Origin of the sequence: Blastococcus sp. KM273128 (genome assembly GCF_021698975.1) — a bacterium.
In the GTDB taxonomy this organism is placed as follows: Bacteria; Actinomycetota; Actinomycetes; order Mycobacteriales; family Geodermatophilaceae; genus Blastococcus.
Genome location: NZ_SSXA01000016.1, coordinates 21,503 through 45,505, shown reverse-complemented (window position 1 = coordinate 45,505; position 24,003 = coordinate 21,503). Strand labels below are relative to the sequence as shown.

The following is a 24,003-nucleotide window of genomic DNA, read 5'->3' as shown; positions in this document are numbered from 1 at the left end:
GGTGCGACGACGTCAGCGGGTCGGCGACGTGCGCCGCAACGCGGGGACGAGAACGGCTGCCACGGCCACGTGCAGCAGGGCGAGGGTGACCTTGGCCGCGCCGGTGACGCCGGCGCCGAGCGGGCCGCCGAGCGACAGGACGAGGACAACGACGGCCACGACCGTCCAGATGCCGCGGGCTCGCGGCGTGCGCTTCTCGAGCAGGGTCAGCAGACCCCAGCCGAGGAGGGAGGCCAGCAGGCTGGCGACGAGGACAGGGACGACGCCGACGGTCTGGGTGGTGTCGCCGGTGGCGACCTCGAGGTCCACGCCGGCCAGCGGCGAGGCGATCGTCCAGACGACGACCGGAGCGATGACGGCCCCGGCGACGGCCAGCAGCCGCGTGCGCAGGACGGGAGTGGCCGTGGCCGGTCCGGTGGTGGACTGGTCGGTGAGGCGTGCGGTCATGGGAGGGCTCCTTCCGGGGTGCCTGCGGGTGCAGGCGGGACAGGACGGCGGTGCGTGGGCTACTGGGCGGGTGGGCAGGCCTGGTCGGCCGCCGCAGTGGGCGTCTGGGCCCGTCGGAGGGCCATCACGACCAGGTAGGCGGCCAGCCCGGCGAGCCGGAGGTAGGGATCCGCGGCGTTGCGGCTGTCCTTGTACTGGGACATCACCGCGGTGACCCGGCTGTCGAGCCGTCGCAGACGACTCGACAGCGCGGCGCTCGTCGCGGCCGGTCCGGCAGCATCGGTGCTCGTCACTGGCCCTCCTCGGCGCGATTACTAAGGCGACTGAAATTTAGGCGCCTAACGGTCGGCTTGGCAAGACCCTTGTCGACCTCCCCTCCCGTGGGGGAGGCCGGCCGTGCGCCGGCGACGGAGAGGGGGACGGGGGCGTAAAGTTGGGTGGCTAAGTTTTCGAGCAGGAGGAGCGGACAGGTGCGTCGCGAACAGGTCGAGGCCCTCAACGGCGCCGTCCGCACCATCGCCATCCGGCACCGTGCCCTCGCCGGAGAGCTCTTCAGCCGGCTCGGGCTGCATCCCGGGCAGGAGGTGGTGCTCTTCGACCTCTACGCCTCCGGGCCGCGCACCCAGGGCCAGCTGGCGGTCGCGGCCGGCTGCGAACCGTCGACGATCACCGTCTCCGCGCGGAAGCTCGAGGCCGCCGGCCTGATCACCCGCCGGCCCTCGCCGACCGACGCCCGCGCCACGATCGTGGAGCTCAGCGACGCCGGCCGGGAACTGGTGCCCGAGCTGCAGGCCGCGTACGACGAGCTGGCCGAGCGCAGCGTCGCCGGTCTCACCTCGGTCCCGGTGGACGAGCTCGTCGCGGTGCTCACCGCGTTCGCGCAGAGCCTCCAGGCGAGCGACCGCGCCCCGTTGCGCAGCTGACCCGGGCGGGTTCCGCGGCGGCGGGTGGGCCCCCCGCGGGTGCTGGGTCACGGGAGCCGCGCGACCGGCGTCGGCTCCACCACCCCGACCGGGACCCGGCGCGGCGTGGCGATGGTCCCCTCCGGCACCCTCCGCCGAGCCACCTGCTGCGCAGGCCGCACCCCCAGGGACCAGAGCACGCCGTCGGCCAGGATGCCCGGTCCGTCCGCCGTCAGGACCGACTCGGGGTGGAACTGGGCCGACGCGAAGTGAGCGCCTCGGAGACCGTGCACCTCGCCGCTGCGCTCGTCGCGGCTGACGAGCACCGGATCTGACGGAGCGGCCGCGGAGAAGGTGCTGCTCGCCGACGTCGCCACGAAGGTGTTGTAGAAGCCCACCCGCTCCGGCCGGCCGAACCAGTCGATCTCCCGCTGCTGCCCCTGGCTCGGCACGGTCTTGCGCACCAGCGGCAACCCGAGCGCCGTCGACAGCACCTGGTGACCCAGGCAGACGGCGAGGAAGGGCGTCCGGTCGGCCAACAGCCGTGAGACGACGGCCCGCAGCGTGGCGATCTTCGGATCGGCCGGCTCCTGGGGGTCGCCCGGACCGGGCCCGACCAGCACGAGGTCGTAGCCCTCCGCGACGCACGCCGGGACCACGGTGCGGTGGGACCGCACGTCCACGACCAGCCCGAGCGCCCGGAGCTGGTGACCGAGCATGGCCGTGAAAGTGTCCTCCGCGTCGACGACCAGCACCCGGCGTCCCAGGAGCGCGGGCACGGCGGTGCCCAGGGTCGCCGGTCGCAGCCAGAAGGGCGCCAGCCGGTCGTTGCGGCTCTCGAGCGCCGCCCGGACCCGTGGATCCGAACCCAGCCCGCCGGCACGCTCCGCGCGGTCGTCCCTGCGGACCGGTGCGCCGCGGGCAGCGGCCAGCAGCCCGGCCGCCTTGGCCCGCGTCTCCAGCACCTCGGTTGCCGGGTCGGAGTGACGGACGAGGGTGGCTCCCACGCGGAGGGTCAGGCGGCCGGCATCGTCGATGTCCGCGGTCCGGATCAGGATCGCCGAATCGAGGGTGCGCGCGGCGCCGGCGTCCCGGCCGATGAGTGCGAGGACGCCGCTGTAGTAGCCGCGGCCTGCCGGTTCCTGCCGCGCGATCACCCGGCAGGCGTTCTCCAGCGGGCTCCCGGTCACCGTGGGCGCGAACATCGTGGCGCGCAGCATCTCCCGGACGTCGAGACGGCTGCGGCCGGCGATCAGGTACTCGGTGTGCGCGACGCGGGCCATCTCCTTGAGGTAGGGGCCGATCACCCGGCCGCCCTCCTCGCAGATCCCGGCCATCATCTTGAGCTCCTCGTCGACGACCATGTACAGCTCGTCGGTCTCCTTGGCGTCGGCCAGGAACTCGAGGGCGCCGGCCACCGACGGGCCGCCCGGCGGGTAGCGCAGCGTCCCGCTGATGGGGTTCATCGTGGCCACCTTGCCCTCGAGGCTGACGTGCCGCTCGGGGCTCGCGCCCACGAAGGTGCGCGTGCCGGTGTGGACCACGAAGGTCCAGTAGGCGCCCGCCTCCGCCGTCAGGAGATTGCGGAAGAGGGTGAGGGCCGAGCGGTGCGAGTAGTCCGGCACCACCGCCTGGAACGCGCGCTGCAGCACGAAGTTGGACCCCGAGCCCCGGCCGATCTCGTCCCGGAGCACCCGGCGGACCAGGTCGGCGTACTCGTCGTCCCCGACGTCCAGCGTCAGGTCACCCAGCTCGAGCGCACCGGCCGGCAGGAGTTCCTGCGCCTCCTCGAGGGGAACGGTGGCCTGCTCGGTGACGACCAGGGCGAGGAGCGGCTCGCCGTCGTCCCGGCAGTCGAAGCCCCGCTCGCGGACCTGGCGGTAGGGGACCACGACGACCAGGTCCTGCGGTCCGCCGGCCGCCGGCGCCCCGGACTCGGGCAGCGGGAGGTCGGCGAGCCGCTCGACCTCCTCGACCCTCCCGATCAGCACCTCGAGGGCACCCCCGCCGGTGCTGGCCGGGCGGTGCAGGAGGGCGAAGGAAGGAGGTGGGGCGGTGCCGGGCGCGGTGAGCCTGCGGAGGAGCTCGGCACCGGCGCTGCGCTCGGGCCGCGGCGTGCGCACGGCATCGGTCATGGCGGGCCTCGCTTCCTGTCCTGCGCCGGCCGGGGCGACGGCAGCTTGCGGTCCCGACCCTGCCGCCGGAGCCCACGGGGCGGCATCACGTCTTCGCGTGCTCCCGGTCCGGCGGAGCCCCTGCCGACGCAGCCGGGCAACTGGCGCGATCGCGTGATGACCCGGTCCGGCACCGGGCAGCAGGCTCGTCCCCGACGGACGGAGTGGGGACATGGGCACGACGAGAACGCGCGGCGAGGTCGGCGGACCGGGGAGCACGGTCCCTGCCGGCGAGGACCAGCGCGCCGGCCGGGTGGTCGTCTGCAAGTACGGCGGCACGTCGCTGGGCACCGACCAGCGGCTGGCGGGGGTGTCCGACGTCCTGGCCGCCCGCCACGCGGCGGAGGGGCCGCTGGTCGTGGTCGTCTCCGCACGCGGTGAGGTCACGGACCTGCTGCTGGCCCAGGCCGTGCGGGCCGGCGGGGAACGCACGCAGCGGGAGACCGACCAGCTGCTGGCGACCGGGGAGTGCAGCTCGGCCGCCCTGCTCGCGATGTCCCTGCGGGCGAGGGGTGTGGTCGCGACCTCGCTGACCGGCTGGCAGGCGGGCATCCACGCCACCGGGAAGCACGGCGAGGGCGTCATCACCTCGATCGACCCGCGGCGCATCCGGTCGCTCCTCGCAGCCGGGAGCTCGGTGGTCGTCGCCGGGTTCCAGGGGATCGACGAGGAGGGCGACGTGCTGACCCTGGGTCGCGGGGGGTCGGACACGACGGCCGTCGCACTCGCGGTGGCCCTCGAGGCGCGCCGCTGCGAGATCTACACCGACGTCGACGGCGTCTACACGGCCGATCCGCGCCTGGTTCCCGGTGCCCGGTCGCTGGAGGTCGTCGACCTCACGGTCATGACCGAGATGGCCTTCGCGGGAGCCCGCGTGGTGCACTCCCGCGCGGTCGAGCTGGCGGCGATGCACGGCATCGACGTCGAGGTCCGCAGGTCGCTGGACCCGCGGCCCGGCACGCTGCTCACCGAGCTCGCCGGAGCGGACGTCCTGGAGTCGAGCGGGGTGGTCGTGGGCGTCACCCACGACGCCGACGTCGCTCGCGTGCTGCTCGAGGCCACCGGCGGGCGCAGCGACCTGGCCGCCGACGTGCTCGGCATCCTGGGGGCCAACTCCGTGCCCGTCGACCTGGTCGCACGGTCCGGTCCGCAGGAGACCGAGTTCCGCATGGGCTTCACCATGCGGCGCAGCGACGTGCCCGAGGTCGAGGTCGCGCTCCGGGACCACCTGGACGGGATCGGCGGCCGGATCCGCATCGACCAGCACGTCGGCAAGCTCTCGCTCGTCGGGCGGGGGCTGCTCAACCGGCCCGAGTACACCGCGCGGCTCCTCCGGAGGCTGGCTGCCGCCCAGATGTGGACCAGCTGGGTGTCGACCTCGCAGCTGCGCACGTCCGTGGTGATCCCGCTCGACCGCCTGGACGAGGCGGTCGCGCTCGTGCACGCCGAGTTCGGCCTCGACGAGAGCGAGCTGCCCGCCCACGTCATGGCCCTGCTCTAGCCCGTCGCCCGTCGGACGCAGGCCGCCGGTCTGCGCCAGAGAGAGAGGAAACGACCGTGTGCCTACCCTTCTCCCGCGAGCTCCGGCTGCGGCGCCTGCACCGCGCGCCCGGGACCCGCATGCTCGTGGTCCCGCTCGACCACTCGGTGACCGACGGACCGATCAGGGCCAGCGCCGGGGACGTCCGCCACCTGGTGACGCAGCTGTCGCTCAGCGGCGTGGACGCCATCGTGCTGCACAAGGGGGCCTTGCGCGCCGTGGACCCCAGCTCCTTCACCGACACCGCGCTGATCGTGCACCTGAGCGCGAGCACCGCGCACGCCGCCGACCCGGACGCCAAGTACCTCGTGGCCACCGTCGCCGAGGCGCTGCGCCTGGGTGCCGACGCCGTCAGCGTGCACGTCAACCTCGGCTCGCGGGACGAGGCCCGCCAGGTGGGCGACATGGCGACGGTCGCCGAGGCGTGCGATCGCTGGAACCTGCCGCTGCTGGCGATGATGTACCCCCGCGGGCCGCGCATCACCGATCCCCGGTCGCCCGAGCTGATCGCACACGCCGCCGTGCTCGCCGCCGACCTGGGCGCCGACCTGGTGAAGACGCCGTACGCGGGTTCCCCCGAGGCCATGCGCGACGTCGTCCGGGCCAGCCCCATACCCGTGCTCGTCGCCGGCGGTGCGCCCGTCGGGGGCACCGCGGAGCTCATGGCCTACGTCGACGAGGTGCTCGAGTCGGGCGCCGGTGGCTTGGCCATGGGGCGCAACGTCTTCCAGGCCCGTGACCCCGGCGACGTCGCCCGGCAGATCGCCGAGCGGGCCCACACGACCGCGGACCTCGTCCCGCTGTTCCACGACTCCACGCTGGACCTGTCGCGCCCGCCGGCGCTGGCGGGCTGATCGCACCGACCTCGCCCATCCCGGGCGACGACCCTAGGAGAAAGCCGTGAAGCTCTGCTGGCTGGACATCCGCCGGACCGACGAAGCGGTGCGCGCCGCCGTGCTGGAGGAGGCGGTGCACCAGCGCATCGACGCCGTCCTCAGCGATGACGCGGCCCACCTCGCCGACCTGCCACCGACGGTGAAGCGGGCGCTGCTGCCGTCGGGGCCCGAGCTCCCCGACGACCTGGACGGCGTCGACATCGTCCTCGTCGACCAGGCCCGGCACGGTGTGACCACGGGGCAGCTGCGGCAGCAGCACCCGGGGACCACCTTCGGGCGCTTCGTGGAGATCGTGGACGCCGACACCCTCGAGGAGGCGTGCCAGGCGACGCGGTCGGAGCCGTGGTCGGTCCTCCTCTTCCGCGATCCGACGAAGATCCCGCTGGAGATCGTGCTGGCCGCCGCCGAGGGCGCCCCGGGGCAGATGATCACCGCGGTGGAGGACGTCGAGGAGGCGGAGATCGTCTTCGGTGTCCTCGAGCGGGGGTCCGACGGGGTGCTCATGCCGGCCGCCAGGGTCGGCGACGGCACCGACCTCCGGGCGGCTGCCACGGACGTGGAGCAGGAGCTCAACCTCGTCGAGCTGAAGGTGGTGGGCATCACCCACGTCGGCATGGGGCAGCGCGCCTGCGTCGACACCTGCACCTACCTGCGGGAGGACGAGGGCCTGCTGGTCGGCTCGCACTCGAAGGGCATGATCCTCTGCGTCAGCGAGACCCACCCGCTGCCCTACATGCCGACGCGTCCGTTCCGGGTGAACGCCGGCGCCATCCACTCCTACACGCTCTCCAAGGACGGCCGCACCAACTACCTCAGCGAGCTGCGCAGCGGCGGCAAGGTGCTGGCCGTCGACGTCAAGGGCCAGACCCGCCTGGTCACGGTGGGGCGGGTCAAGATCGAGACCCGGCCGCTGCTCCAGATCGACGCCGTGGCGCCCGACGGTCGCGCGGTGAACCTGATCCTGCAGGACGACTGGCACGTCCGCGTCCTCGGGCCGGGCGGGGTCGTGCACAACAGCACGCACCTCAAGCCGGGCGACGTCCTGCTGGGCTACCAGCCCGAGGAGGACCGGCACGTCGGGTACCCCATCGACGAGTTCTGCCTCGAGCAGTGACGACCACCGCGCCCGAGGAGGTCGTCGACTTCCACGCCCGGGTCCTGCCCTCGGCCGCGGCCGTGACACGGCTGCTGGCGGAGATGGACCGGCACGGCATCGCCCGGGCGGTCGTCGTGGCGGCCGGTGCCGTGGACCTCGACACGCTGGCCACCCAGATCATGGAGGGGGGCTTCGTCGACGTCGACGCCGACAACGCCGGCCTGCTGGCCGTCTGCGCCGAGTCCGGAGGGCGGCTCCTGCCCATGTTCTTCGGCAACCCGCACCGGCCGCCGTCGGAGTACGCCCGGGTCGCCGCCGGCTGCTACGGGCTCGAGCTCTCCCCGGCGGTCCACGGCGTCGCCCTGACCGATGAGCGCACCCGGGCGTGGGTCGAGGTGGCCGGCCGGCACGGGCACCCGGTGTACGTGGTCTGCCTCGGCCGGCCGGGCACGACCGCCGCGGACCTCGCCGTGCTCGCCCGGGAGTTCCCGGACACCGACTTCGTGCTCGGGCACTGCGGCTTCGTCGGCATCGACGTCTGGTCGGTCGAGAGGATCCGCGACAGCCCGAACGTCTTCGCGGAGACCTCGGGCTGCTACACGCGCACCGCGGCTGCGGCCGTGGCGCGGCTCGGCGCCGATCGCGTCCTGTTCGGGACCGAGTGGCCCCTCCAGGACCCTCGGGTGGAGCTCGCCAAGATCGCCGCCCTCGATCTGGAACCGGACGACCGGCGCAGGGTCCTGTCGACCAACGCCGACCGACTGCTGCGGAGGTCCAGCTAGCCATGCCCGAGAACTCCGTCCTGCCCCAGCTGGGTGACTGGGACAGCATCGACGAGGTCCTGCGACTGCAGGAGAAGCAGCTGCCGCAGTTGCTGCGCGCAGCCGTGCGCTCGCCGTTCTACTCCAGGGCCCTCGACGCCTCCGCGCTGCCGCAGACCGTCGCCGACCTGGCCGACCTGCCGCTCACGGAGAAGGACGACCTGCGCAACGCCTACCCGTTCGGCATGCTCGCCGTCGACAAGCGCGAGCTGGCCACCTACCACGAGTCCAGCGGCACCGCGGGCCGGCCGACACCGTCCTACTACACGGCCGAGGACTGGGTCGACCTGACCGAGCGGTACGCCCGCAAGTGGGTCGGCATCACGCCCGAGGACGTGTTCCTGGTGCGCACGCCGTACGCCCTGATGATCACCGGGCACCTCGCCCACGCAGCGGCGCGCTCCCGGGGGGCCACGGTCGTGCCGGGGGACAACCGGTCCCTGGCCATGCCCTACTCCCGCGTCGTCCGGGTGCTCCGGGATCTCGGCGTCAGCCTCACCTGGTCCATGCCGACCGAGACGCTCATGTGGGCCGCCGCTGCCCGGGCCGCCGGGCTGGAACCGGGCCGGGACTTCCCGGGGCTGCGGGCGCTCTTCGTGGGCGGGGAGCCGCTCAGCGACGCGCGACGCCGGCGCATCAGCGAGATCTGGGGCGTTCCCGTGGTGGAGGAGTACGGCTCCACCGAGACCGGCAGCCTGGCGGGCGAGTGCCCGTCCGGCCGCCTGCACCTGTGGGCCGACCGCGCCGTCTTCGAGGTGCTGGACCCGGGCACCGGGCGGGTCACCCGGGAGGGCTCCGGCCAGCTCGTGGTCACCCCGCTCTACCGGACGGCGATGCCGCTGCTCCGCTACAACCTCGGGGACGACGTGGAGGTCTCCTACGCCGGCTGCGGCTGCGGCTGGCACCTCCCCACCGTCCGCGTGCTCGGCCGGTCCGCGTTCGCCTACCCGGCTGGGCCGGCGCGGGTCACCCAGCACGACCTGGAGGAGCTCGTCTTCGGGCTGCCCGCGGAGTACCAGGTGGTGTTCTGGCGCGGGCGGGCCGAGCCGGACGGGCTGCGCCTCGAGCTGGAGGTGCCGCCGCGGTACGCCGACGCCGCGCGGGACGAGCTGGCGGCTGCCGTCCACCGGGTCCTCGGGGTCCGGCCCACGGTCGGCACGGTCCCGCCCGGGACGCTCGTGCCGGCCGACGTGCTGACCTCGGTCCAGGACGTCATGAAGCCCCGCAGCCTCTTCGGCGCCGACGAGCCCTGGGACAAGGGGCTCCTCTACTACTGATCACGGGCGGCCGGCCACGGCCCGCGGTGCGGGGCGGGGCGGGCCACCCACGGAGGGAGAACGGTGAGCACCGAGGGATTGCGCATCGGCATCGTGGGTGCCGGGATCGCCGGCCTGACGGTGGCGAACACGCTGATCGCCTCGGGCGCCGACTGCCACGTGTTCGAGCAGGCCGGTCAGTTCGCCGACGTGGGCGCGGGCATCCAGGTGGCGCCCAACGCCGCGCGCGTCCTGCACCGGCTGGGGCTCGGGCCGTCGCTGGACGCGGTGGCCGTCCGCCCCCGGCGGATCGAGATGCGCCGGTGGGACGACGGCGCGGTCCTGCGCAGCACGGACCTCGAGCCCTGCGCGGAGCTCTTCGGGGCTCCCTACTACACGGTCCACCGCGCCGACCTGCACCGCGTGCTCGTCGAGCACCTGCCGTGCGGGGTGGTGCACCTGGGCCGGCGCTGCGTCGGCGCAGTCGAAGGTCCGGACGGTGTCGCGCTCCGGCACTCGGACGGGAGCACCACGACGGTCGACGTCGGCATCGGCGCCGACGGCATCCGCTCCGTCCTGCGCCGCCTGGTGGCCGACGACGAGCCGACGTTCTCCGGCCAGCACATCGTCCGGGGCCTCGTCCCCGGGACGGCGGTGCCCGAGCTCGCGGCCGATCCGCGGGTGCAGCTGTGGCTCGGTCCGGGCCAGCACCTGGTCTGCTACCCCGTCCGCGGCGGCCGGCTGATCAGCTTCGGCGCCACCATCCCCGCGTCCACCGCGGGCGACGAGTCCTGGACCGCTCCCGGCTCCGCCAGCGAGCTCCGCGCCCGGTACTGGGACTGGCACCCCGTGGTCGACCGGATCCTGGCGGCGGCGGAAGAGGTCACCCGGTGGGCCCTGCACGACCGCGAGGTCCTGCACCGGTGGAGCACCGCCCGGACGACCCTCGTCGGCGACGCGGCACACCCGATGCTGCCGTTCCTGGCGCAGGGGGCCAATCAGGCCATCGAGGACGCCATGGTCCTCGCCCGGGGGCTCCGGGGTATCGCCACCGGGGAGGTCGCCCCGGCGCTCCTGGGCTACGAGGAGCTCCGGCGGGCCCGCACCGAGGAGGTGCACCGGACGTCCCGTCGGAACACGCAGATGCTGCACCTGCCCGACGGCCCCGAGCAGCGGGAGCGCGACGCGGTCCTGGGCCGCACGGCCGACGTCCGCACCCAGGCCTGGCTGTTCGGCCACGACGTCACCGAGGGGTGGACGGCGGAGGCCTCGATCGCCGGCTGAGGCCGCGCCGCGGCAGCGGGACCCCACGCGACGGACGGGTCCGCCTCGCCCGGGGCCTGCACCCCACCGACGTCACCGGAGAGAAGGACGCGGGAATGCTGAGCGCGGGATCGTTCCAACCACTGCCGCAGGTCGCGCACGCCGAGCTGCTGACGTTCCTGCTGCAGCTCGTCCTGCTGCTCAGCGTCGCGATGGTCCTGGGCAGGCTGGCGGTGCGGTGGTCGATGCCCTCGGTCGTCGGGGAGCTGCTGGCCGGTGTGCTGCTCGGCCCCTCCGTGCTGGGGGCCGCCTTCCCCGGCGCCTGGGACAGCCTGTTCCCCCACTCGGTGGAGCAGAGCCACATGCTCGACGCCGTCGCCCAGCTCGGTGTGCTGCTCCTGGTCGGCTTCACCGGGTCCCAGCTCGATCTGCAGCTGGTGCGGCGGCGGGGCGCGGACGCGCTGCGGGTCAGCCTGGGAGGGCTGTGCCTGCCCCTGGGACTCGGCATCGCCGTGGGCTTCTTCCTGCCCGCCGAACTCATGGGCACCTCCGACCGTGCCACGTTCGCGTTCTTCATCGGCGTGGCCCTGTGCGTGAGCGCGATCCCGGTGATCGCCAAGACGCTGTCCGACCTGGGTCTGATGCATCGGGACGTCGGCCAGCTGACCCTCACCGCCGGCATGGTCGACGACGCGGTGGCCTGGCTCCTGCTCTCGGTGGTCTCCGCCATGGCCACCGGGGCGGTGCACGGCTGGGAGGTGGCGTCGGCGGTGGGCGTGCTGGCCGCCGTCATCGCCGGGTGCGCCCTGGTCGGGCGCCCGCTGGTGCGTGCGCTGCTGCGCCGGGCGGATCGCAGCAGCACTGCCGGCGCGACGTCGGCCACGGCGGTGGCGGTCATCCTCGGCGGGGCCGCGGCGACCCAGTTCCTGGGCCTCGAGCCGGTGTTCGGGGCGTTCGTGGCCGGCGTGCTGCTCGGTAAGCCGCTCGCCGACGGCGTGGTGTCGCCGGTCGCGCTGGCCCCGCTGCGCACCTTCGTGATGAGCGTGGGTGCTCCCGTCTTCCTCGCGACGGCCGGGCTGCGCATCGACCTGTCGGCGCTGGCGGATCCGGCGGTCCTCCTCGCCGGCCTGGGCGTGCTGGCCGTCGCGGTGATCGGCAAGTTCGGTGGCGCCTACCTAGGTGGGCGGCTCTCACGCATCGGTCACCGCGAGAGCATGGCGCTGGGCGCGGGGCTCAACGCCCGGGGCGTCGTGGAAGTAGTCATGGCCCTGGCCGGTCTGCGTCTGGGGGTGCTGACCACCGCCTCGTACACGATCATCGTCCTGATCGCGGTGATGACGTCCCTGATGGCGCCACCGCTGCTCCGCTGGGCCATGGCCGGCATCGAGCACACCCCGGCCGAGCGCATCCGGGAGCAGGCCCACGCGATGTGGGTGCCCGGCGCAGTGGCGCCGGGCACCACCGCCGCCGAGCGGCCGCACCCCCCGGCGTCGTGAGACGGCGCGTCGGACGGTGACGTCCTCCGCCGGTCCCGTGCCGGCCGCACCTCCCGCCGTCAGATCCCGCGGATGCGGGATGTCGTGGGGGGTCGCCCTGAAAAAGCTTCCCAGCACGGGCCGGCGCTGCCGGCGCACCGGCAGCACCGCGCACGGGCCGCGGACCGACGAGAGGGAGCAGCGATGTCAGGCACGGAGAACGGTTCCGGCGCGGTGGACGTGATCATCATCGGAGCGGGGCCCGCGGGGGCCGTCGCCGCCTACCACCTCGCCCGGGCGGGGAGGTCGGTCCTGGTCCTCGAGCGGCGCTCGCTGCCCCGGTTCCACGTCGGCGAGTCCCAGGTGCCCTACACCGCGGAGCTGGTCCGGGAGATGGACCTGTGGCCGGCGATCCTGGCTGCCGGGTACCCCGTCAAGCGCGGCGCCGAGTTCATCTTCCCGAACGGGGACTTCCGGAGGACCGACTTCGCCGACCAGGGAGAGGGTCGGCAGCCGGCCGTCTTCCAGGTCGAGCGCGGGCACTTCGACAACCTGCTCATCAGGCACGCCGTCGCCGCCGGCGCGCAGCTGCTCGAACGGGCGGTGGTGGACGAGCTCTTCATCGAGGGTGAGCGGGTCGTCGGGGTGCGGTACGAGCACGCCGGCGTCGTCCACGAGGTCCGGGCGGGCCACCTCCTCGACGCGGGCGGCCGGGCCGCGAAGACCGCCAAGACGTTCCGGACGCGCCGGTCCATCCCGTGGCTGCAGAACGTCGCGGTCTTCCGGCACTACGACGGTCTCGACGAGTCGGCGAACCCGGGCCACGAGGGGGACATCCAGGTCGGCGGGCACCCCGACGGCTGGGTGTGGGCCATCCCCATCTGGTCCGACGTCATCAGCATCGGCGCCGTCATGCCCGCCACGGCGCTCAGGGCCGCCGCGAGCGCGGAGGAGGTGCTGGACGAGCACATCAGCCGGGTCCCCCGGATCGTCGCCCGGCTGGCGGGAGCGACCCCGCGCCGGGACCTCCACGTCGAGTCGGACTACTGCTACTTCTCGGACGTCGTGACCGGCCCCGGGTGGACGATGGCCGGCGACGCCGGCCACTTCATCGACCCGATCTTCTCCGGCGGCACCTTCCTGGCCATGCTTTCGGGCCGGGAGGCGGCCCGGGCCGTCGACGCGATCCTGCGCGGTCCGGAGCGCGAGGAGGAGCTCCAGGCGGCGTACGCGTGCCTGTACAAGACCGGCTACGACACCTACACCAGGCTGATCTCCGCCTACTACGAGTCGGACTACCGCCTGGGCGCCTACCTGCACCAGCGCGGCTTCTCCATCGAGGGCGACCCGCACTTCGCGCGGATCCTGAGCGGGGACTTCTGGAGCGACAACAACCCCTTCGGCGAATGGCTCCGCGCGCAGCCCCGCTGGGACACCTTCGCGCCCTACGAGCGGGTCACCACGTGCCCGGTCTACCCGCACATCGATGCGCTGGAGCGCGCGCCGGTCCTGCCGGCGCTCATCTGACCCGCACCGATCCACGAGGGAAGGAGACCCGGGTGTCCGAGACGTTGGCCGAGGCCGGCCGAGCCCCGGACGGGGCATCGCACGGTCCGGGGACGGCGACGCCGGTGGACGCCGACCGGAAACCCCGCGCCGGTGCCCGTCCCGCCTTCGCCTCCCGGATCGGATCACGGGTGGGACTGGGGCGGGCACGGCTGCGCGGCATCCCCGAGCCCGCCGTCGCGCGCCCGTCGCCGGCGCCGGCGCTCTGGGAGGACCCGCTGGCCGCGCGCGTCGCGGGGCCGGTCCTCCGCCCCGGTGACGGCGACGCCTTCCGCGCCGAGTGCGCCGCGGTGGGTGTCGATCCGGGCCACGAGCCCGCGGTCGTCGTCGGCGCCACCGGGGCAGCCGACGTGGTGGCCGCCGTGGCCCACGCCACCGAGCACGGCCTTCCGGTCGCGGTGCTCGCGACGGGGCACGCGGCGCCGCCCGGGACCGCCGGGGCGGTCCTCGTCGTGACGCGGCGCATGCAGGGCGTCCGCGTCGACCCGATGGCACGGACGGCCCGCGTGGACGCCGGCGTGCGGTGGGAACGGGTGCTGCACGAGGCCGCCGCCTTCGGGCTGGCCCCGCTCGCCGGGTCGTCGCCGGACGTCGGCGCCGTCGGCTACACGGTCGGTGGTGGGCTGGGGCTCCTCGGCCGCCTGCACGGCTACGCAGCCGATCACGTGACGAGCATCGACGTGGTCAGCGGCAACGGCAGCCTGCGCACGGCGACGGCGGGCCAGTACCCGGACCTCTTCTGGGGTGTGCGCGGGGGCAAGGGCAGCCTCGGGGTGGTCACGTCGATGGACATCGGGTTGTTCCCCGTGCCCCGCTTCTACGGCGGGGGCCTCTTCTTCCGCGGCAGCACCGCCGGCACGGTGCTGCACGCCTACCGCCGGTGGGTCCGCGACGTCCCGGAGGGAATGTCCTCGTCCGTGGCGCTCAACCGCTTCCCGCTGTCCGAGGACGTGCCCGAGGCCCTGCGCGGCCGGTTCACCGTCCACGTCCGCATCGCCTACTGCGGCAGTGCGGAGGACGGCGAGGCGCTCGTACGGCCGCTCCGTTCCGCGGCGGTGCCGCTCAGCGACACGGTCGCCGAGATGCCGTTCCGCGAGTGCGGCCGCATCCACGCCGACCCGCCCCTGCGCTCGGACGTCGTGGAGCGCAACGCTCTGCTCCGGGAGCTGGACGAGGACGCGGTGGACGCGCTGCTGGACGTCGTCGGACCGGACAGCGCCTCACCGCTGTCCTTCCTGGAGGTGCGCCACCTCGGCGGCGCCCTGGCCCGGCCGCCCGCGGTGCCGAACGCGGTCGGCCACCGGGGGGCGGGCTTCCTCCTCTACAGCGCCACGCCACCGGACCGGGACGGCGCAGTACTGGCGCACTCGGCGCTGCTCGCCGAGCGGATGGCGCCGTGGGCCGCCGGGACGGCGCTGAACTTCCTCGGTACGGACGACGAGTCCCGGGAGCGGATGCCCGCGGCGTACGAGCCCCGGGACCTCCAGCGGCTCAGGCAGCTCCAGCGCACCTACGACCCGCACGGCCTCTTCCGCGCCGACCGGCCGGCCGTGGCCGCCGGACCGGGCTAACCCGGTGGCGGTCGAGCGCTCGGGCCACGAGACGGCACACCCCGGAGGTGCGACGGTGATCCCCACGGCACGCGAGTTCCTCAGCACGTGGCTCCTCGACCGGGCGGTCGGTGGTGCCTTTCGGACGGTGGACGAGACCGGGCGCCGGATCCTCACCACCGACAAGCACCTCACCGACCAGTCCAGCACGCTGCTGGCGCTGGTCGACGGAGGGCAGGACGACGACGTCCGCACGCTGGTCGAGGGGCTGCTGCGGCTCCAGGACCGCAACGGGCACCCGGGCTTCGCGGAGTTCAGCGACCGCTACTGGCAGCCCTACCCCGCCGGCCGGACGAGGACGTTGCGCTACCAGCTCCACGGCGCCACGGCGATGCTGGCCGCGGCGGGGCGGCTGGACGTGGACGAGCTCCGCGTCCGGTCCGTGGACATCCTGAACCGCTGCTTCGCCCTGGCCGTCGACGGCGAGCTGCCGGACCGGGTCACCGAGGACTGGCGTCACCCGCTGCGCGCGATGCCCACCGTGCAGACGGCGATCGCGGCCGTCCGCGCGCTGGCGGCGGTGCGGCGGATGGGCGAGCAGGGGGTGGACGACACGGTCCTGCCCACGTTGGCCAAGCGCCTCACCGAGCTCGCCGGTCACGCTGCCGGGGGGACGGCTCCGGCGGCCGAACTGCGGCGGTGCGGCGGCAGCGCGCGCCTGTGCATGGCGCTGGTCCAGGCCGCCCGGCTGCTCGGTGACGAGGACTGCGCCTCCGCCGCGCACGCGGTGCTCGAGCTGATCGGGCAGCGCTTCCTCGACCCCGTCGAGGGTGGCTTCTGGGACCGGGTCGCCTCGGACGGTTCCACCGGCGTCGACTGGGTCGAGGCGCCGGCCCGCGGGGAGATGCCCTACCCGATCAAGCGGGCGGCCGACGCGGCCCAGGTGCTCGCCGCGGCGACCCACTTCGACCACGCGAACTGCGCCTGCCGTGCGGTCGAGGCGCACGCGCGCGCTGCCCTCGCCGGGCTGGCCGACGACCGGAACGGGGGCTACTACCTCGCGATCGGGCACGAGTGGGCGACGGCGGACGAGGTGGCCGCCCGCGCGGTGCAGATGCTGTGGACCCCTCCCTACCAGCCGGGCAGCCTCGTGCAGGAGGGTCCGCGCAGCGTCCCGCTGACGCAGAAGAGCGCCCACACGCAGGCCACGGTGGCGCGCGCGCTCGGCGACACCGAGATCCGGCAGCCCGGCAGCCCGGCGACGACCCGGGCCGGGCTGGTCGTCCGCGGGGCCGGCCGGCCGGCACGCCGGCACGCGCCCCGCATCGAGGTCGGTCCCGTCCCGGTGGACCGCGATGCCCACCTGCGCTGGTACGGCGACGAGGACCGGACGTCTGGCTGGCGCCTCACGACCGGCTTCCACGACGTCGCCAACATGTACGCCCTGGGTGCCGCCGCCCAGCTGCCGCCGTCCACCGCGGCGCGCGTCCTCGGCTGCCAGAACGCCGACGGCGGGTTCGGCCAGGCTCCCGGCTCGGGCAGTGACGTGCTGAGCACCTACCGCGCCGTCCTCACGCTGCGGCTGCTGGGCTCCGGTGCGCCGCGGGACGACGTGCTCGGGTACCTGCGGGGGTGCCAGCGGCCGGACGGCGGCTTCGGACCGGTCGCAGGCCTGCGCGGTGACGTGTGGCACACGAGCTTCGCCGTGGCTGCGCTGCACTGCCTGGACGCCCTCCCGGACGACCCCACGGCCTGCGCGGACCACGTCCTGGCCGCGCGCACCGACGACGGCGCGTACGCCGACCGCCCGGGCGGCCGCGGGAGCACGGTGCTGACGGCGCGGGCGCTCGCGACGCTCACCCTGCTCGGCCACCAGCCACCGGACGCCTCCCGGACGGCGGCCTGGCTCCGCTCGGCCCAGGTCCCGGTGGGTGCGTTCGCCCTCGCATCCGGCCGGGCACCGAGCCTGATGGCGACCCACCACGCGGTCGCGGCCCTCATGGTCCTGGGCAGCGAACCCCAGTCCCCCGAACGCTGCCGTCGCTGGCTGGCCGGCCACCAGACCCCGGACGGCGCCTTCGGCCGGCGCGGGGACGTGCCGCACCCCACGGCTGACGCCTTCGCCTGCGTCCAGACCCTCGCCCTGCTCCGCACCGGGACCGAGGTCGGGTGGGCCCTGCTCGTCGGGTGAACCGGTCACGTGCCAGGACACGTGGATACGGGATGCCCGCGTGCTCCGGCCACCAGAAGACTCCGACGCGCCCGGCCGGCCCCGACCGGTGACACCCCGCCAGAACGGTAGGAGGAGCCACGTGTCCGCTCCGGAGACGGTCATCAAGCTCGTCGCCCGACCACAGGTCCGCGAGGTCTACAAGAACGGTCCGGAGGAGGTGAACCTGGGGGACCGCAGCGTCTTCACGCACCAGGTGCTGCGGGACGGCGAGCCCGTCGGCTTCGACGGCGGCGTCTGCACGGTGGTGCGGAAGGAGGACGACGGCAGCTACTACATCCTCTGCACCGTCAGCATGATGCTCGACGAGGGCACGATCAGCTTCCAGACCTTCGTGCAGGAGGTCTTCCCCCCGCCGCCGTTCTACGCGGCGATCACCGGCGGGACCGGGGCCTTCGCCGGAGCCCGGGGCGAGATGCACATCGACCCGGCCAGCCCGGACACCCACTTCTACACGATCTACCTGGGTGCGGACGAGGGCTGATCGTGGCCCGTTCCCCGGCCGGCGAGTCCGCCGTCCGCACCATGGCCCGGCCGGGTGCGTTCCGGCTCGGGGTGGCGATCGTCCTGGCCGGGACCCTCCTGCACCTGCCGGACGTGTTCATGTCCGGCCACCACGACTTCATGATGAGCCACATGCCCATGTCGGCGACGATGGTCCTGGGCATGGTGCTAATCGGCGTCGGCACGGTGCTCGCGGGTTACGCCCTCGTGCCGCGGAGGTCCACCGCGCCGGCCCTGCCGCCGCTGCGCATCGTCCCCTCGGATCGGGACCGGCTCACCCCGGCCCACGCCGGGCTGCTCGCCGTGCTGCTCTTCGCCGTCGTCATCGACGTGGCGAAGCCGGCCACGCTCGGTCTGGTGCTGCCGGGGCTGCGCGAGGAGTACGGCATCAGCGCCGACCAGGCTGCGCTGCTGCCCCTAGTGGCGCTGACCGGCACGGTCGTCGGATCGCTGGCGTGGGGGGTCGCCGCGGACCGGATCGGCCGTAGGCCGTCGATCCTCCTCGCCGCGGTGCTCTTCACCGCGACGGCGGTCTGCGGCGCGATGCCGTCGTTCACGTGGAACCTGATCACCTGCTTCGCCATGGGCTCGGCCGCCGGCGGCATGGTGCCCACGCTGTTCGCACTCCTGGCCGAGTCCATCCCCAGCCGGCTCCGGGGGCGCTGGTCGGTGCTCCTCGCGAGCCTCGGGGCCAGCGGGGGGTACCTCCTGGCGACGGGGATGGCCGCTGCTCTGGAAGCGGTCTCCTGGCGGTTCCTGTGGCTCTCCGGTCTGCCGACGGGGCTCCTGCTCGTCGCGCTCAACCGCTACATCCCCGAGTCGCCGCGCTTCCTGCTGGCCCGGGGTGACGCAGCGGGGGCCGAGGCCGTGATGCGCACGTACGACATGAGGACCGAGCCGATGGCGGCCTCGGCCGATCCCCCGGGGACGGGGGCGGGCGGTCTGCGGGAGCTCGTCCAGCACCGGCCGTACGCGCTGCGCTTCGTGATGGTGGCGGTCCTGAGCCTCAGCTGGGGCCTGGTCAACTACGGGTTCCTCACCATGCTGCCGACCATGCTGGACAGCGCGGTGCAGGTCGACTTCGCGAAGCTGCTGTTCGTGGCCAGCCTGTGCGCGCTGCTGATCTCGTTCGCCGTGGCGTTCGCCTACGAGCGCCTGGGCAGCCGTCGGAGCTTGATGATCTACGCCGGCGGGAGCGCGGTGGCGTTGGTGACCATGAGCCTGGTGCCGGCCTCGGTGCAGGCGACCAGCCCCCTGCTGCTGGGTCTCCAGATCGTGGTCGTCCTCATCACCTGCAGCGGGCTGAGCGCCATGCTGGGGCCGTACACGGCGGAGGTCTTCCCGACGGCCCTGCGGGGGAGCGCCGGCGGTCTCGGCGCGGCGTTCGGCAAGGCGGGCGGGGTCGTCGGTCCACCGGTCGTCGCGGTCGTCGCGGCGTCGGGCGGGATGGGCCTGGCCGCGCTCGCCGTGGCCGTGCCGCTGGGAGCCTGCGTCGCCATGGTCGCCGCGAGGGGGATCGAGACCTCCGGCATCGCGCTCGAGGACCTGGCCGCAGCCACGTCCGCCCCGGCCGGCTCACGGGTCTGACCCGGGCGTCCCGGGGGCGGCAGCGGGCGGGCAGCGGCGGGGCCGCGCAGGGCGGTCATGGCGTGCGTCTCACAGCCGGTGCTGCGCTCCGGAGGCTAGTGACATCCAACACGACGTCGTGCAGGATCACGGCCGCAGCCATAAACGGAGCGTTGCACCCTCGCTTCCCAGAGTGGCCGCTAGGGGGAACACCGACATGTCTCGAACCATCACCGAGGAACTGCAGGGCCGCGCGCGGGCGCTGGAGACGCTGGACTCCGTGCTCGCCGCTGCCGCCGCCGGCACAGGGGGATGCGTCGTCGTCGAGGGGCCGGCGGGCATCGGCAAGACCAGCCTCCTCGCGGCGGCGCTCCGCCGGGCCGCCGACGAGGACCTGACGGTCGCGCACCGGACGGCCGCGGAGGCCGACCAGTGGGCCCCGTTCACCACCCTCCTCTCCGCCCTCGCCGGCGTGCACGAGCTCAAGCCGCACATCGCCGACCTGGTCGCCGCGCGCGGCGCCCCTCTGCTCCAGGTGGCGCGGCTGGAGGAGCTGCTGGAGAACTACTCGGCCGTACGGCCGCTCGTCGTCGTCGTCGACGACGCCCACTGGGCCGACGAGCTGAGCTCGTGGGCGCTGCGCGCCCTGGTCCCCGCGCTGGCCAGCTCCCAGGTGCTCTGGGTCCTCGCCCGGCGGACCTCGCCGGCCCGACGTCCGGCCCAGGACGCCATCAGCTGGCTCCTCGAGCGCGGGGCGCACCGCCTGCCGCTCGAACCCCTGGACGACCGGGCGGTCGCCCGCCTGTGCGCCGACCTCCTGGGTGCCCGCCCGGCCCGACCGCTGGTGGACCAGGCGCTCCGCAGCGGTGGCAACCCCTTCCTCGTCAAGGAGCTGGTGGCCAGGCTCGTCCACGAGGGGCTGGTGCACATCGACGGCGGGGTGGCCCAGCTCTCGGTCAACCGGCTGCCGTCCGGTTTCCTGCAGGCGGTGAGCCGGCGGCTGGGTGACCTCTCCGACGACGCCCGCCGGCTGCTGGAGGCCGGCGCGGTCCTCGGCCGGGCCTTCACCCTGCACGAGGCCGCCGGGCTCCTGGGCTGCGAGGCGCTGGAGCTCGCCCCCGCCACCACGGAGGCGATCGAGTCCGGTGACCTGGTCGACCTGGGTGCCGAGCTGGTGCTCCGGCACGACCTCATCCGGGAGGCCGTGTACGGAGCGCTGCCCGGCCCGGTGCGCCTGGCGTTGCACCGGGTGGCCGCCACGGTCCTGCAGGCGGAGGGCTGCAGCCCGCTGGAGGTGGCCGACCACCTGCTCCGCAGCCGCCGCGTCGGCGACCCCCAGGGCCAGCAGATCCTGCGGGAGGCCATCGAGCGGGTCGCGACCACCGCCCCCGGAACGGCAGCCGACCTCGCGCTGCGGTGGATGGCGCTGACCGGGAAGGCCCAACCGCCCTGCCCCGCGCTCGGCGCCCTGGTCGTGCGGTTGCTCGCGGCAGCCGGTCGTGTCGACGAGGCACGGACCGTCGGTGAGAGCGCGCTGCGGCTGGGGCTCGACGGGGCGACGGAGGCCGGCCTGCGGCTGGGGTTGTGCCAGGCACTGAAGCACGCGGGTGACGACCGGGGCGTCACCGAGCACGCCCGGCAGGCGCTGCGCCGCTCCGGCGTCCCCGACGAGCTGCGCGCCCAGCTGATGGCGGTGCATGCCCACGCCCTCCTCAGCGGCGAGGACTTCGCCGAGGCGGAGGACATCGGCGCCCGGGCGGCGGAGCTGGGACGGGCCCGTCTGCACTTCCCTGCCGTCGTCTTCGCCACCGTGGCCCGGAGCGGGGTGGCGCGCACCCGGGGGGACACCGGACGGGCGCTGGAGCTGGCGCGCGAGGCGGTGGAGCTGGCGGACAGCCGGGGCGGTGGGTGCCTGTCGTGGCACCCCCGGCTCTGGCTGGGCCGTGCCCTGATCGCTGCCGACCGGATGACCGAGGCGCAGGCTGTCCTCGAGGTGGGGCAGCGGCAGGCCGACCAGCTGGGCTCGGCGTGGTCGCAGCCGCTGTGGCACTACTACCGGGCCGAGCTGCACATGGCGGTGGGTCGGGTGGACGACGCCGAGGCCGAGGCGGAGGCCGGCGTCCGCATCGCCGAGCAGCTCAACGTGCTGGCGCTCGACGTGCCGCTGCTCGCCGTCCTCGGCCAGGTCGCCTTCAACCGCGGCGACGTGGAGCTGAGCCGGGACTACGTCGAGCGGGCCGAGGCGCTGGTGGCCAAGGGCGTGGGGGCCCCGCCCGGGATGCTCGCCTGGCGGCGCGCGCTGGTGCAGGAGGCGTGCGGCGACACCGCCGGGCTGGCGCGGTCGGTCCGCGAGGTCTGCCGGGACCTCCCGCAGCGCCTGAGCCTGCTGGTCCAGGAGCCCAGGGCCGCGGCCCGCCTCGTCCGCATGGCTCGTGCGGTCGGTGACCCGGCGTCGGCCGCCGTCGCCGTGGCCGCGGTGGGCGGCCTGGCCGAGCGCAACCCCGACGTCGCCTCCTACCGGGCCGCGGCCTGGCACGCGCGGGGTCTGCAGCAGGGCGACCTCGCCACCCTGCGACGGGCCGTGGCGGAGTACGCGCCGACGCCTCGCGCGCTGGACCGGGCGGCCGCGCTGGAGGACGCGGCACGGGCGGCGCAGGTCGCCGGGTGCGGCTCCGAGGCGACCCTGCTGCTGGCCGGGGCCGACCAGCTCCTGGGCAGCGGTCCGCGCCGTCGGCTGCTCCAGCCGCGGCCCGTGGCCTCGCGCGGGGCGCTCCCCGGTCCGCGGGCCGTCGAGGCTCCCAACGTCGTCGCCGGGGGAGTGCTGACCGAGTCCGAGGTGCGCGTCGTCCGGCTGGTGGCCGAGGGCCTGACCAACCGCGAGGTCGCCACCCGCCTGTACCTGTCGCCGCACACGGTCGACAGCCACCTGAGGCACACCTTCACCAAGCTGGGGATCCGCAGCCGGGTGCAGCTCGCCCGCGAGGTCGCGCGTCGACCGGAGCTCCTCCAAATCCCGTGACCACGTGACGCGGACGGCCCCGGTCCTGCCCGAGGGTTGACCCGCCCCGCGGAACAGCGCGTGGACCGGACAGCCGGCAGGGAGCCACCGTGGACGATCAGATCAGCACACCGGAGACCGACAGCCCCGTCCTGGTCGTGGGGGCCGGCCCCGTCGGAGCGGTGCTCGCGCTGGAGCTGGCGCGGCTCGGCGTCCCCTCCGTCCTCCTCGACCGCTCCACCGCACCGTCGGCCCACCCGAAGATGGACTACCTGAACGCGCGCAGCATGCAGCTGCTGGCCCGGCTGGGCCTCGCGGAGGAGATCCGGCGTCGAGGGGTTGCGCCCGAGCACCCGTTCACCTTCGTCTGGACGCGCGGTGCGGACGAGCCTCCGGTCGCGACCTGGGACTACGCGTCGGTGGAGGAGCTGACCGCCCGCATCGAGCGCAGCGACGACGGGACGTTGCCGTCCCAGGCCCACCAGCGGCTGCAGGGCTCGCTGCTGGAGGAGATCCTCCGGGCGGAACTCCGGCGCTCCCCGCTGGTGGACTTCCGGGAGGGCTGGGCGTTCGAGGGCCTGGTCCAGGACGCCGACGGCGTGACGGCGACCGTCCGGGAGGCAGGGGGGCCGGCGCTCACGCTGCGGGCCGGCTTCGTCGTCGGCTGCGACGGCGCCTCCAGCGACGTCCGCTCGTCGGCGGGCATCGGCGTCTCCCAGCTCGGGCCGACCACCCGCCACCGCGACGTCTACTTCCGCAGCGCCGACCCTGCGCTGCGGCGGCACGGCCGGGCCTTCCTCACCATCACGGGGCGCGGCCTGACCCTCGTCTCGCGCGACGAGGTGGACACCTGGACCGGCACCATGCTGCTGCAGGAGTCGACCGCCGAGCTGGACCCGGTCGAGGTCATGCGCGAAGCGCTGGGCGCGGACTTCGTCGTCGACCAGGTGCTCAGCGTCGTCGACTGGGAGGGCCGGTTGGCCGTCGCCGACAGCTACCGGTCCGGACGGGTCCTCATCGCCGGCGATGCCGCGCACCAGTTCTACCCGACCGGGGGCCACGGCGCGAACACCGGGATCGTCGACGCGGCCGACCTGGCGTGGAAGCTGGCCGGCATCGTGCGGGGGTGGGCCGGTGCCGCGGTCCTGGACGCCTACGAGCAGGAACGCCGCCCGGTGGCGCTGTTCAACCGGGAGATGTGCAGCAACCTCCTCGAGGTGTGGTTGCGCTTCTTCCGCCTGGCGGCGGCCGGGGCGAGCAGGGAGCACCTGGCCGGGTTCCTCCACCACGAGCGGTACCAGATGGACAACCTCGGGATCCACTTCGGCTACCGCTACGCCACCTCCCCGCTCGTCGTCCCGGACGGGACGCCGGCGCCCGCCTGGGACTGGAACCGGGTACCGGCCACCACCTGGCCGGGCAGCCTGCTGCCGGCCGCCAGGCTGCCGCACGGACCGTGGGTCGACCAGGCGCTCGGCCACGCGTTCACCCTCGTGGACCTCTCCGGTGACCACGCCGGCAAGGAGCTCGTCCGGCAGGCGGAGGACCGGGGGCTGCCCATGGCGCACCTCGCCGTCGACTCGCCCCGGCTGCGTGAGCTCTACGAGCGCGACCTCGTGCTCGTGCGACCGGACCACCACGTCGCCTGGCGAGGCGACGAGCCCCCCGCCGACTGGGCGGCGGTCCTCGACCGGGTGGCCGGGCGCTGACCTTCCCCCC

General features: G+C 74.4%; 18 protein-coding genes. 15 read left to right on the top strand and 3 right to left on the bottom strand.

What is annotated here, in order from left to right; all coding sequences use genetic code 11:
- Positions 1 to 12: 12 nt before the first annotated feature.
- Positions 13 to 447 carry a DUF6069 family protein gene (locus E9529_RS07255; RefSeq protein WP_236830464.1) on the bottom strand — a complete coding sequence of 145 codons (435 nt, stop codon included), beginning with the start codon at positions 445 to 447 and terminating at the stop codon, positions 13 to 15.
- Between the two features lie 59 nt (positions 448 to 506).
- Entirely contained in the window at positions 507 to 740 is a 234-nt protein-coding gene (locus E9529_RS07250; RefSeq protein WP_236830463.1) for a hypothetical protein, read from the bottom strand.
- A 177-nt stretch (positions 741 to 917) separates the two neighbouring features.
- Here E9529_RS07250 and E9529_RS07245 point away from each other — a divergent pair, with 177 nt between their 5' ends.
- On the top strand, positions 918 to 1,370 hold the full coding sequence (locus tag E9529_RS07245) for a MarR family winged helix-turn-helix transcriptional regulator (RefSeq protein ID WP_236830462.1): 453 nt from the start codon (positions 918 to 920) through the stop codon (positions 1,368 to 1,370).
- A gap of 47 nt (positions 1,371 to 1,417) precedes the next feature.
- On the opposite strand, the gene E9529_RS07240 is transcribed toward E9529_RS07245, so the two are convergent.
- Positions 1,418 to 3,484: an anthranilate synthase family protein gene (locus E9529_RS07240; protein WP_304505590.1), complete on the bottom strand. Its 2,067-nt coding sequence runs from the start codon at positions 3,482 to 3,484 to the stop codon at positions 1,418 to 1,420.
- A gap of 211 nt (positions 3,485 to 3,695) precedes the next feature.
- On the opposite strand from E9529_RS07240, the gene E9529_RS07235 reads away from it, so the two are divergent.
- The 14 genes from E9529_RS07235 (at position 3,696) to E9529_RS07165 (ending at position 23,993) form a co-directional block, all read left to right on the top strand.
- The gene (locus E9529_RS07235) at positions 3,696 to 5,024 is read left to right on the top strand and encodes an aspartate kinase (RefSeq protein ID WP_236830461.1); all 1,329 of its coding nucleotides are present in this window, start codon (positions 3,696 to 3,698) and stop codon (positions 5,022 to 5,024) included.
- Between the two features lie 56 nt (positions 5,025 to 5,080).
- Positions 5,081 to 5,917, top strand: coding sequence for a 2-amino-3,7-dideoxy-D-threo-hept-6-ulosonate synthase (locus E9529_RS07230; RefSeq protein WP_308195259.1), 837 nt, complete (start codon positions 5,081 to 5,083; stop codon positions 5,915 to 5,917).
- Positions 5,918 to 5,963: 46 nt separating this feature from the next.
- A complete protein-coding gene (locus tag E9529_RS07225) occupies positions 5,964 to 7,073 on the top strand; it encodes a 3-dehydroquinate synthase II (protein WP_308195258.1) in 1,110 nt (369 codons plus the stop codon).
- Complete coding sequence (locus E9529_RS07220; RefSeq protein ID WP_236830460.1) at positions 7,070 to 7,837, top strand: amidohydrolase family protein; 768 nt, start codon at positions 7,070 to 7,072, stop codon at positions 7,835 to 7,837. The genes E9529_RS07225 and E9529_RS07220 overlap by 4 nt, the downstream gene beginning before the upstream one ends.
- A gap of 2 nt (positions 7,838 to 7,839) precedes the next feature.
- Positions 7,840 to 9,153: a phenylacetate--CoA ligase family protein gene (locus tag E9529_RS07215; protein WP_236830459.1), complete on the top strand. Its 1,314-nt coding sequence runs from the start codon at positions 7,840 to 7,842 to the stop codon at positions 9,151 to 9,153.
- Between the two features lie 63 nt (positions 9,154 to 9,216).
- On the top strand, positions 9,217 to 10,416 hold the full coding sequence (locus tag E9529_RS07210; RefSeq protein WP_236830458.1) for an FAD-dependent monooxygenase: 1,200 nt from the start codon (positions 9,217 to 9,219) through the stop codon (positions 10,414 to 10,416).
- Between the two features lie 95 nt (positions 10,417 to 10,511).
- Positions 10,512 to 11,891 (top strand): cation:proton antiporter, encoded by a 1,380-nt coding sequence (locus E9529_RS07205; protein ID WP_236830457.1) that lies wholly within the window; start codon positions 10,512 to 10,514, stop codon positions 11,889 to 11,891.
- 183 nt (positions 11,892 to 12,074) lie between these two features.
- Positions 12,075 to 13,397: an NAD(P)/FAD-dependent oxidoreductase gene (locus E9529_RS07200; protein ID WP_236830456.1), complete on the top strand. Its 1,323-nt coding sequence runs from the start codon at positions 12,075 to 12,077 to the stop codon at positions 13,395 to 13,397.
- 170 nt (positions 13,398 to 13,567) lie between these two features.
- The gene (locus E9529_RS07195) at positions 13,568 to 15,007 is read left to right on the top strand and encodes an FAD-binding oxidoreductase (protein ID WP_236830455.1); all 1,440 of its coding nucleotides are present in this window, start codon (positions 13,568 to 13,570) and stop codon (positions 15,005 to 15,007) included.
- Between the two features lie 55 nt (positions 15,008 to 15,062).
- On the top strand, positions 15,063 to 17,177 hold the full coding sequence (locus E9529_RS22635; RefSeq protein WP_236830454.1) for a prenyltransferase/squalene oxidase repeat-containing protein: 2,115 nt from the start codon (positions 15,063 to 15,065) through the stop codon (positions 17,175 to 17,177).
- A gap of 121 nt (positions 17,178 to 17,298) precedes the next feature.
- Positions 17,299 to 17,700, top strand: coding sequence for a hypothetical protein (locus tag E9529_RS07185; protein WP_236830453.1), 402 nt, complete (start codon positions 17,299 to 17,301; stop codon positions 17,698 to 17,700).
- Positions 17,701 to 17,702: 2 nt separating this feature from the next.
- On the top strand, positions 17,703 to 19,307 hold the full coding sequence (locus E9529_RS07180; protein ID WP_236830452.1) for an MFS transporter: 1,605 nt from the start codon (positions 17,703 to 17,705) through the stop codon (positions 19,305 to 19,307).
- A 196-nt stretch (positions 19,308 to 19,503) separates the two neighbouring features.
- A complete protein-coding gene (locus E9529_RS22390; protein ID WP_304505589.1) occupies positions 19,504 to 22,305 on the top strand; it encodes a LuxR family transcriptional regulator in 2,802 nt (933 codons plus the stop codon).
- 89 nt (positions 22,306 to 22,394) lie between these two features.
- On the top strand, positions 22,395 to 23,993 hold the full coding sequence (locus E9529_RS07165) for an FAD-dependent monooxygenase (protein ID WP_236830451.1): 1,599 nt from the start codon (positions 22,395 to 22,397) through the stop codon (positions 23,991 to 23,993).
- Positions 23,994 to 24,003: the final 10 nt, after the last annotated feature.